The sequence below is a fragment of the Bradyrhizobium jicamae genome, assembly GCF_018130215.1.
Taxonomy (GTDB): domain Bacteria; phylum Pseudomonadota; class Alphaproteobacteria; order Rhizobiales; family Xanthobacteraceae; genus Bradyrhizobium; species Bradyrhizobium jicamae_A.
Genome location: NZ_JAFCKQ010000094.1, coordinates 1 through 8,252 on the forward strand (window position 1 = coordinate 1; position 8,252 = coordinate 8,252).

12 protein-coding genes and 1 pseudogene are annotated in these 8,252 nt (G+C 66.4%); 11 read left to right on the forward strand and 2 right to left on the reverse strand.

What is annotated here, in order from left to right:
• From JQ586_RS39685 to JQ586_RS39735, 11 genes and pseudogenes are all read left to right on the forward strand, one after another.
• Positions 1 to 113: pseudogene (locus JQ586_RS39685) on the forward strand (carbohydrate ABC transporter permease); the annotation flags it as partial.
• Positions 110 to 310, forward strand: coding sequence for a hypothetical protein (locus tag JQ586_RS39690; RefSeq protein ID WP_212400062.1), 201 nt, complete (start codon positions 110 to 112; stop codon positions 308 to 310). The pseudogene JQ586_RS39685 and the gene JQ586_RS39690, both read left to right, overlap by 4 nt.
• Positions 311 to 314: 4 nt before the next feature.
• Positions 315 to 1,412 carry an ABC transporter ATP-binding protein gene (locus JQ586_RS39695; protein ID WP_212400063.1) on the forward strand — a complete coding sequence of 366 codons (1,098 nt, stop codon included), beginning with the start codon at positions 315 to 317 and terminating at the stop codon, positions 1,410 to 1,412.
• Positions 1,405 to 2,430: an ABC transporter ATP-binding protein gene (locus tag JQ586_RS39700; RefSeq protein WP_212400064.1), complete on the forward strand. Its 1,026-nt coding sequence runs from the start codon at positions 1,405 to 1,407 to the stop codon at positions 2,428 to 2,430. The genes JQ586_RS39695 and JQ586_RS39700 overlap by 8 nt, the downstream gene beginning before the upstream one ends.
• A gap of 19 nt (positions 2,431 to 2,449) precedes the next feature.
• Complete coding sequence (gene dhaL / locus JQ586_RS39705; RefSeq protein WP_212400065.1) at positions 2,450 to 3,073, forward strand: dihydroxyacetone kinase subunit DhaL; 624 nt, start codon at positions 2,450 to 2,452, stop codon at positions 3,071 to 3,073.
• Complete coding sequence (gene dhaM, locus JQ586_RS39710; RefSeq protein WP_212400066.1) at positions 3,070 to 3,462, forward strand: dihydroxyacetone kinase phosphoryl donor subunit DhaM; 393 nt, start codon at positions 3,070 to 3,072, stop codon at positions 3,460 to 3,462. The genes dhaL and dhaM overlap by 4 nt, the downstream gene beginning before the upstream one ends.
• A 31-nt stretch (positions 3,463 to 3,493) precedes the next feature.
• On the forward strand, positions 3,494 to 3,796 hold the full coding sequence (locus JQ586_RS39715) for an HPr family phosphocarrier protein (RefSeq protein WP_249148680.1): 303 nt from the start codon (positions 3,494 to 3,496) through the stop codon (positions 3,794 to 3,796).
• A 1-nt stretch (position 3,797) separates the two neighbouring features.
• Complete coding sequence (gene ptsP, locus JQ586_RS39720; RefSeq protein WP_212400072.1) at positions 3,798 to 5,417, forward strand: phosphoenolpyruvate--protein phosphotransferase; 1,620 nt, start codon at positions 3,798 to 3,800, stop codon at positions 5,415 to 5,417.
• Positions 5,410 to 5,832: a hypothetical protein gene (locus JQ586_RS39725; protein WP_212400068.1), complete on the forward strand. Its 423-nt coding sequence runs from the start codon at positions 5,410 to 5,412 to the stop codon at positions 5,830 to 5,832. Before ptsP ends, JQ586_RS39725 begins: the two co-directional genes overlap by 8 nt.
• A 38-nt stretch (positions 5,833 to 5,870) precedes the next feature.
• Positions 5,871 to 6,854, forward strand: a complete 984-nt coding sequence (gene dhaK / locus JQ586_RS39730; protein WP_212400069.1) for a dihydroxyacetone kinase subunit DhaK — start codon at positions 5,871 to 5,873, stop codon at positions 6,852 to 6,854.
• A gap of 111 nt (positions 6,855 to 6,965) precedes the next feature.
• The gene (locus JQ586_RS39735; protein ID WP_212400070.1) at positions 6,966 to 7,316 is read left to right on the forward strand and encodes a hypothetical protein; all 351 of its coding nucleotides are present in this window, start codon (positions 6,966 to 6,968) and stop codon (positions 7,314 to 7,316) included.
• Positions 7,317 to 7,362: 46 nt separating this feature from the next.
• Here the strand turns inward: JQ586_RS39735 and JQ586_RS39740 are convergent, their stop codons facing one another.
• Complete coding sequence (locus JQ586_RS39740; protein WP_212399486.1) at positions 7,363 to 7,746, reverse strand: TadE/TadG family type IV pilus assembly protein; 384 nt, start codon at positions 7,744 to 7,746, stop codon at positions 7,363 to 7,365.
• Positions 7,743 to 8,192, reverse strand: coding sequence for a TadE/TadG family type IV pilus assembly protein (locus JQ586_RS39745; protein ID WP_212400071.1), 450 nt, complete (start codon positions 8,190 to 8,192; stop codon positions 7,743 to 7,745). Before JQ586_RS39745 ends, JQ586_RS39740 begins: the two co-directional genes overlap by 4 nt.
• Between the last annotated feature and the right edge of the window lie 60 nt (positions 8,193 to 8,252).

Below are 8,252 nucleotides of genomic sequence, written 5' to 3' on the forward strand. Positions count from 1 at the left end.
GGCCGGCGGTTGCCGCCGCAACCACCCTGTTCGTCGTCCCGATCGTCATGTTCACCGTGCTGCTACGCAAGCATCTGTTGCGCGGCATCACCTTCGGAGCGGTGCGCAAATGAGCGGTTCTGCGATTGCCAAGGGGGGCTTGCATCGCCTTTTTCGGCGCGGGCGCTGGGAGGCCGTTGCGATGACCCTGATCGGGGGCGGCATCATCATGCTGGTGCAGCCCTGGTCGATCGATCTGTACAGCTATTCCTTCGTGACGATCCTCGCCGGCACGGTCGGCTACGTGATCGTCAGCCATTTTCCGGAATAGGACCATGGCACAAATCCGCATCGAAAATTTGCGCAAGGCTTTCGATCAGTTCACCGCGGTGGAAGGCTCGACCTTCACCATCCCCGACGGCACCTTCTTCGCGCTGCTGGGCCCGTCCGGCTGCGGCAAGACCACGACCTTGCGCATGATCGCCGGCCTCGAGCTGCCGACCGAGGGCAAGATCCTGCTCGACGACGAGGACGTCACGTTCCACCGGGCCGCCGCCCGCGACATCGCCTTCGTGTTCCAGCTGTTCGCGCTCTATCCGCATATGAATGTCGGGCAGAACATCGGCTTTCCGCTGAAGTGCCAGGGCATGGCGAGGCGCGAGATTCGCGAGAGGGTGCAGGAGACGGCGCGGATGCTGCGGATCGAGCATCTACTGTCGAGCAAGACGTCGAAGCTCTCGGGCGGCGACCGCCAGCGCGTCGCGCTCGGCCGCGCCATGGTGCGGCGGCCGAAGGCCTTCCTGATGGACGAGCCGCTCGGGGCGCTCGACGCCGAGTTTCGTCATCTGATGTGCGGCGAGCTGCGCGACCTGCATGATCGCATCAAGGCGACCACGGTCTATGTCACCCACGACCAGCTCGAGGCGATGTCGATGGCCGACCAGATCGCGATCATGAACAGGGGCCGCGTCGAGCAGATCGGCACGCCGCAGGAGGTCTATGACCGGCCCGCCAGCATGTTCGTCGCCGATTTCATCGGCTCGCCGCCGATGAACTTCCTGCGCTTCGAGGGCGGCCTGCGAACCGGCGACCGGGCGGTCGACTTCCACGACGCCAGGCTCGCCGTGCCCGAGATCCGCGAGGACCGCGCCAGCGCGCCGCTGGCGCTTGGGGTCCGTCCGGAGCATATCCGCTTCGTCGACGCCGGGTCCGTCCGCGGCGAGGTGTTCGGCGCCGAATATCTCGGCACCACGCAGATCGTCACCGTCGACACGGCGCATGGGCGTGTCGCAGCGCGGCTGCCGTCGAGCGCCGTGGTGCGGATCGGCGAGAGCGTCGGTCTCGAATTCCAGTCCGAACGGCTCGCGCTGTTCGACATCGGCAGCGGCCTTGCGATCCGGACCGCCGGCGAGGAGGGCGTGCGCCATGGCTGACGTCAGCTTGCGCAACATCAGCAAGCGCTTCGGCGCCGTCGAGGCGGTGCGCGACCTCTCGCTCACGGTGAACGACGGCGAATTCCTCGTGCTGCTCGGGCCGAGCGGCGCCGGCAAGACCACGACGCTGCGGCTGATAACCGGGCTGGAGAGCCCCGACGCCGGCTCGGTCATGATCGGCGGGCGCGACGTGACGCATGATCCGCCGGGTGCCCGGGACATCGCGTTCGTGTTCCAGCAATATTCGCTGTACCCGCATCTGTCGGTCTACGACAATCTGGCGTTCCCGCTGCGCTCTCCGGCGCACCGCGTGCCGGAGCCACAGATCCGCAAGCGTGTCGAACAGACCGCGGAGCTGCTCCATATTGCGAGCAAGCTGAACAACCGCGCCACCCGCCTGTCCGGCGGCGAAATGCAACGGGTCGCAATCGGCCGCGCACTGGTGCGCGATCCCTCGATCTATCTGATGGACGAGCCGCTTTCCTCGCTCGACGCAAAGCTGCGGGCCGAGCTGCGGCTCGAATTGAAGCGGATCCAGTCCGAGCTTGGCGCGACCATCCTCTACGTCACCCACGACCAGGTCGAGGCCATGACGATGGCATCGAAGATCGGCGTGATCAGGGACGGCCGGCTGCTTCAGCTCGGCACGCCCCGGGAGATTTACGAGAATCCCTCCAGCAGCTATGTCGCCTCGCGGCTTGGGACGCCCCAGATCAATCTCCTGCCCGCCCGCCTGCTCTCCGATGTGGCGATACCGCCAGAAACGGAGACGGTCGGCATCCGCACCGAGCACATCCAGATCGCCGCGCGCAATGGCGGACAGATGGTCGGGCGCGTGCATCGCGTCGAGCACCTCGGCGAGCAGAATCACGTTCACCTGGACTATAAGGGCGAAACGCTGGTGACGCTGGCGGATCCGCATCGGCCGCTGCGGGCCGGCCAGGAAGTCGAACTGCACCTGGTGCGTCCGCTGTGTTTCGACCGCGCGGGGCAGCGCATCGACGCGATGGTTCAATAGAGGAGTGAGGTTCGAATCGATGTCGGTGCAACCCGAGACATTCAAGTCGCTGCTCAAGGCGGCCGCCGAGCAGGTCATCGCCAGCGCGCCGGAGCTCACGAGCCTGGATCAGGCGATCGGCGACGGCGACCATGGGACCAACATGAAGCGCGGCTTCGAAGCCGTCCTCGGCAAGCTCGATGCCATCTCGGCGCAGCCGCTCGACGAGGCGTTCAAGACGATCGGCAAGACCTTGGTGATGACGGTCGGCGGTGCGTCCGGGCCGCTCTACGGCAGCTTCTTTCTCGCGGCCGGCGAAGCGCTGTCGCACGACAAGCACCTGCCGGACGATCTCGCCGATGTCTTCGGCAGCGCCGTGAACGCAGTCAGCGCACGCGGCCGCTCGCAGGCCGGCGAGAAGACGATGCTTGACGTGCTCGTTCCCGTACTGGAGACGCTGAGGACCGCTGCCGGCCAGCCGGATCTAATCGCACGGGTGCGCACCACCGCCGCCGAAGCGGTCGAGCGCACCGCGCCGATGCAGGCCACCAAGGGACGGGCGTCGTTCCTCGGCGCGCGCAGCGTCGGCCATGTCGATCCCGGCGCACGGTCGAGCTGTGTGCTGGTGCAGGCGATATGTGCGGGCCTGGAGGGGCGGCAATGACCGACACCGTTGGAATCGTGATCGTCTCGCATTCAGCTGACATCGCCAAGGGAACCGCCGACATGGTGCGGCAGATGGTCGGCACCGAGGTCAAGGTCGCCTTCTGCGGTGGCAACCCCGACGGTGGCCTCGGCACCAGCGTGCCGCTGATCATCGACGCCATCAACGACGTCTGGTCGCCCAAGGGTGTCGCCGTGCTCGTCGATCTCGGCGGCGCCGAGACGAACAGTGAAATGGCGGTCGAGATGCTCGAGCCTGAGCGGCGCGATCTCGTTGTCGTTTGCAACGCGCCGATCGTCGAGGGCGCCGTGATGGCGGCGACCGAGGCGGCGGGCGGCAGCTCGCTGGCCCAGGTGAAAGCCGTGGCCGAGGAACTTTCTGCCGACTGAGGTGTCGGCGAAGCGATGATGGATGATGAGCATGCTTGATAAAGCGGACGGACAGATCTTCACCGGCGATGTGCGGCTGGTGCATGCGGTGGGCATGCACGCGCGCCCCGCGGTCAAGCTGACCAAGCTCGCCAAGAAGTTCCAGGCGCAGATCTCCGTGCGGGTTGCCGGTGCGCCCGAATGGATCAATGCCAAGAGCGTGGCCAAGATCATGGCGATGCGCGCGGCGCACGGCAGCACGATCGAGATCAAGGCCGCCGGCAGCGATGCCGAAGCCGCCGTCGCGGCACTGGTCGACCTGATCGCAAGCGATTTCCCGGATGGAGCGCCGTAGCATGCAGGGTGGCGCTGCAGGACTGGCCTACCGCGGCAGGACCGCCTCGATCGGCTTTGCCCATGGTCCGTTCGTCCGTGTCGACGCGGGATCTGGCGGCGAGCGGGTGGCCGGCACGCTGGTCGAGGAGGCGCTGGCCTTGCGCAACGCTATCGACACGGCGAGCGGGCAGATCGCCGACCTTGCCGCGAGCGCCGGAGGCGAAGCCGCGCAAATTCTGGAATTTCAAGTCGCGCTGCTGGAGGACGAGGATCTGATCGAGGCGATCTTTGCGTCGATCGGTGAGGGGAGCCCGGCCGACGTCGCATGGCGTTCCACGCTCGACGCGCATATCGCAGACTACAATTCCGCGCCGGACGACTATCTGAAGGCGCGCTCATCCGACCTGGCGGATTTGCGCGACCGCGTGATGCACATTCTGCGCGGCGATCAGGGCCCGCGGCTGAAAATCCCGAGCGGGGGCGTGGTCTGTGCCGACGACCTGCCGCCATCGCGCTTCCTCGAGATCGACTGGTCCGGCGGCGGTGGTCTCGCGCTATTGCGCGGCAGCCCGACCAGCCACGTCGCGATGCTGGCGCGGGCACGCGGCATCCCGATGGTGGTGCAGCTCGGCGCAATTCCGGACACTGGCACCACGGCGCTGCTCGACGGCGAAGGCGCGACGCTCGAGCTCGACCCCAGCGCCGAGCAGGTCCGGGTCTTCGAGAAGCGGCGCGACAACCATCGCAAGAGCCGGGCGTCGGCGCGTGCAATCCTGCGGCGGCCGACGGCCTCCTGGCGCGGCGAGCGGATCAGGCTCCTCATCAACATCCAGCGCGTCGAGGATCTCGAGCATGCCGACGCGCAATATGCCGACGGCATCGGCCTGATGCGGACCGAGTTTCTGCTCTCCGGCCGAAGCGACCTGCCCGACGAGGAAACCCAGTTCCAGGCCTATGACGCGGTGTTGCGCTGGGCCGGCCAGCGGCCCGTCACCATCCGCACTTTCGATGCCGGCGGCGACAAGCCGGTGCCGGGCTTCACGCTTGACGGCGAACCCAATCCGTTCCTCGGGGTGCGCGGCTTGCGGCTGTGCCTGGCCCGACCCGAGATTTTCACGATACAGCTCGGCGCGCTGGCGCGAGCCGCGGTGCACGGCAACCTCAAGGTGATGTTCCCGATGGTCACGTCGGCGGACGAGCTCGAGGCCGGACGGAAGTTGTTCGCAGATGTCGTGCAGCGCTTGCAGGCGGACGGCATTGCCGCGATGCTGCCCGAGCTTGGAATCATGGTCGAGGTTCCGGCGGCGGCCCTGGCGGTGGCAAGCTTCAAGGCGTCCTTCTTCTCGATCGGCTCGAACGACCTCGCGCAGTATGTACTGGCCTGCGATCGTTCCAATGGAGCTCTCGCCCCCCTGATGGACCCGCTGCATCCGGCAGTGCTCGAACTCATCGCGCGGACCGCCGACCACGGCCGGCGCGCTGCGATCAGCGTCAGCCTGTGCGGTGATATGGCGGGTGATCCGCGCTGCCTGCCGGCATTGCTGAATTGCGGCCTGCGCGAACTCTCCGTCAACGCGTCTGCGCTGGCGCAGATCAAGCAGACCATCGACCGGCTGAGCAGCGGAGGCGGCGTTGGCTGAAACGGCGGCCGATGACGCGCCGGAGGCCGGCGCGGTTGCGGTCTACAAGCGCATCTTCAAGGAGGTGCTGGAGAGCCGGCCGTCAGGGATGCGGCTGCGCCTGGCCCATGCCATGGGCAAGAACCGCAGCTTCGTCAGCCAGATCAGCAATCCCGCGTATCCGGTGCCGATCCCGGTGCAGCACCTCAACACGATCTTCGATGTCTGCCATTTCCCGCCGCAGGCGAAGAGCGCCTTCCTGCGCGCCTATGCGCGCGCGCACCCGCGCCGCGTCGGTCGGCTGGGCGAAGGATCGCATGAGCGGACCATGACGCTGCATCTGCCCGACCTCGGCAGCTCCAAGCGCAATGCCGAGCTCGATGCGCTGCTGCAGGAATTCACGCGCCGCCTGATTGCGATCATGCGGGAAAAATAGGCTGATAACGCCAGACGGACGGAAGCGGGGAGGACACAATGAAGAAACTCATCAATTCGGTCGATAATGTGCTCGCGGAGAGCCTCGACGGTTTTGCGGCCGCGCATGCCGACCTGGTTGTGCTCGGCGCCGAGCGGAAATTCGTCCGCCGCCGCGAGCTGAACCCGAGCAAGGTCGCGCTGGTATCGGGCGGTGGCAGCGGGCACGAGCCGCTGCATGCGGGCTTCGTCGGCCACGGCATGCTGGATGCGGCCTGTCCCGGACAGGTGTTCACCTCGCCGACGCCGGATCAGATCGTCGAGGCCGCCCAGGCTGTTGCGGGTGACGCCGGTGTTCTCTTCATCGTCAAGAACTATGCGGGCGACCGCATGAACTTCGAGATGGCGGCCGAGATCGCCGAGGGTCATACCGCGACCATCGTGACCGACGATGACGTCGCGGTCGAGAAGTCGACCTACAGCACCGGGCGCCGCGGCGTCGCCGGCACGCTGGTCGTGGAGAAGATCGTCGGCGCGGCCGCGGAGAAGGGCGCCGATCTCAAGGCTTGCGTGGCGCTCGGCGAGCGCGTCAATGCGCAGACCCGTTCGATGGGTGTCGCGTTGACGAGCTGCACCGTGCCGGCCGCCGGCTCGCCGACCTTTGCGCTCGGCGAGGACGAGATGGAGATGGGGGTCGGCATCCACGGCGAGCCGGGCCGCCGCCGCGTCAAGCTCGAAGCCGCCGATACGATAGCCGCCGAGATGACGACCGCCATCGCCGATGATCTCGGCGCGCGTGCCGGCACCGAGGCCCTGCTGTTCGTCAATGGATTCGGCGGCACGCCGACGATCGAACTCTATCTGGTGTACCACGCGGCGCGGCGCATGCTTGAAGGGCGTGGCCTGCGCATCGCCCGCTCGCTGGTCGGCAGCTACGTCACCTCGCTCGACATGGCCGGCTGCTCGCTCACCGTCAGCCTGCTCGATGGCGAGACGACTGCGCTCTGGGACGACCCCGTGCGCACCGCCGCGCTGAAGTGGTGAGCGCGGTTGCGGGCAGGCGGTGATCGCGTCAGCTTCGTGTCAGCTTCGTGTAAGCGTAGGGCTCTATAACAGTGTTCGGCCGCCGATCTTCTCATTGCCGGGAGGTGTCGAATGGCGATCCGGACCTGGTTGCTCGCTGTCTGCTTGCTCGCCGGTGGCGCGCAGCAAGCCTTCGCGGGCTCGATGAACAAGCACGATCCCTGGGATCCGCACCACATCAATGGTCTCCCGCCGGAGGTTCGGCACTACATCGCGGGAATCTGCAAATCCGAGCCGAGCGCCCAGCACGACTTCGCAACCTACAATCCGCATGAACGGCGCTGGCGCATCAATCTCGAATATCTTCGCTGCGACGGCCTGGCCGAGTTCCGGCGGGGCAACCAATGCCTCGACGTCGACTTCGTCGAGGTCGGCTCGGAGTATCGGCTGGCGAGCAAGCACTACGCCGACTGCGGCTATTGAGCTGCGCCGCGGCGGGTCTCGGGACGCGGATGGCGCCGGGGCGCGTTCAGGCCGGAAAACAGGCCGCGGCCGTCAGCGTGAATGGAGCCAGGTTGAGCACCTGGGGAAACTGGAACTGGTAGTTCGCGCTGACCTGGCTGCCGCAGGCCGCGGTGCTGTAGGTGAACGTCGAGGATGGCAAGGTCAGCCCGAAGGCCTGCCGGGTCGCGTAGGTGGCTATCTGGTTCGGATTGGTGGTGGGGCAAAGCGTGGGGTTCACGCTGGCACATCGCGCCGTGACCTCCACCGCGTGCTGCATGCCGACCTGCGTCCACATCAACAGCCCGAACTCGATCACGCCGAACAGAAACGCGAAGAAGACCGGTGCGATCAGGCCGAACTCGAGTGCCGACGCACCGCTGGTGTCGGGCCAGAATGCCGCGCGCGTCACTGCAGCCTCGCGGTTGACTGGGTGTTGATGACATAGCTGTTCGGTACGATCTGATAGTTGATGATGGTCGAGTAGCTGCCCTGCGCGGAGACGACGGTGTATGTCCCTGCCGACTTTCCTCCGGGACATGTTGTGCCGCAGCTAATGGTGCTGACGCCAGAAGCTGTCGCGCACCCGCAGAACTTGGTCGGAGCGGGCGATGCGCTGATCGCATTGGAATTCGTCGCGGCCACCACCGCAGTCGAAATCGCGTTGCTGTCGTACCCGTGCGCGATGGCATATTCGACGCCCGCCTGGGATGAGCCCTCGACCTGCATCTTGCGGTAGACCGCAAGACCGATGTCGGTCACCGAGACCACCAGCAGCGAAAGCAGCGGAACCATGATGCCGAATTCGATCGCCGCGACACCGCGTGTGTCCTTGCCGAACCTGCGACGGAGAAACATGCCGCGCCGTCGAGGACGGCACTCACCACCTGTCATGTCCGTTTTCATCTGACCACTCCG

Bases quoted from the DNA above. Each gene is read 5' to 3' on its own strand.
- JQ586_RS39695 (WP_212400063.1), top strand. From the start codon at position 315: ATGGCACAAATCCGCATCGAAAATTTGCGCAAGGCTTTCGATCAGTTC.
- ptsP (WP_212400072.1), top strand. From the start codon at position 3,798: ATGCAGGGTGGCGCTGCAGGACTGGCCTACCGCGGCAGGACCGCCTCG.
- JQ586_RS39735 (WP_212400070.1), top strand. From the start codon at position 6,966: ATGGCGATCCGGACCTGGTTGCTCGCTGTCTGCTTGCTCGCCGGTGGC.
- JQ586_RS39745 (WP_212400071.1), bottom strand. From the start codon at position 8,192: ATGTTTCTCCGTCGCAGGTTCGGCAAGGACACACGCGGTGTCGCGGCG.
- JQ586_RS39690 (WP_212400062.1), top strand. From the start codon at position 110: ATGAGCGGTTCTGCGATTGCCAAGGGGGGCTTGCATCGCCTTTTTCGG.
- JQ586_RS39700 (WP_212400064.1), top strand. From the start codon at position 1,405: ATGGCTGACGTCAGCTTGCGCAACATCAGCAAGCGCTTCGGCGCCGTC.
- dhaM (WP_212400066.1), top strand. From the start codon at position 3,070: ATGACCGACACCGTTGGAATCGTGATCGTCTCGCATTCAGCTGACATC.
- dhaK (WP_212400069.1), top strand. From the start codon at position 5,871: ATGAAGAAACTCATCAATTCGGTCGATAATGTGCTCGCGGAGAGCCTC.
- JQ586_RS39715 (WP_249148680.1), top strand. From the start codon at position 3,494: ATGCTTGATAAAGCGGACGGACAGATCTTCACCGGCGATGTGCGGCTG.
- dhaL (WP_212400065.1), top strand. From the start codon at position 2,450: ATGTCGGTGCAACCCGAGACATTCAAGTCGCTGCTCAAGGCGGCCGCC.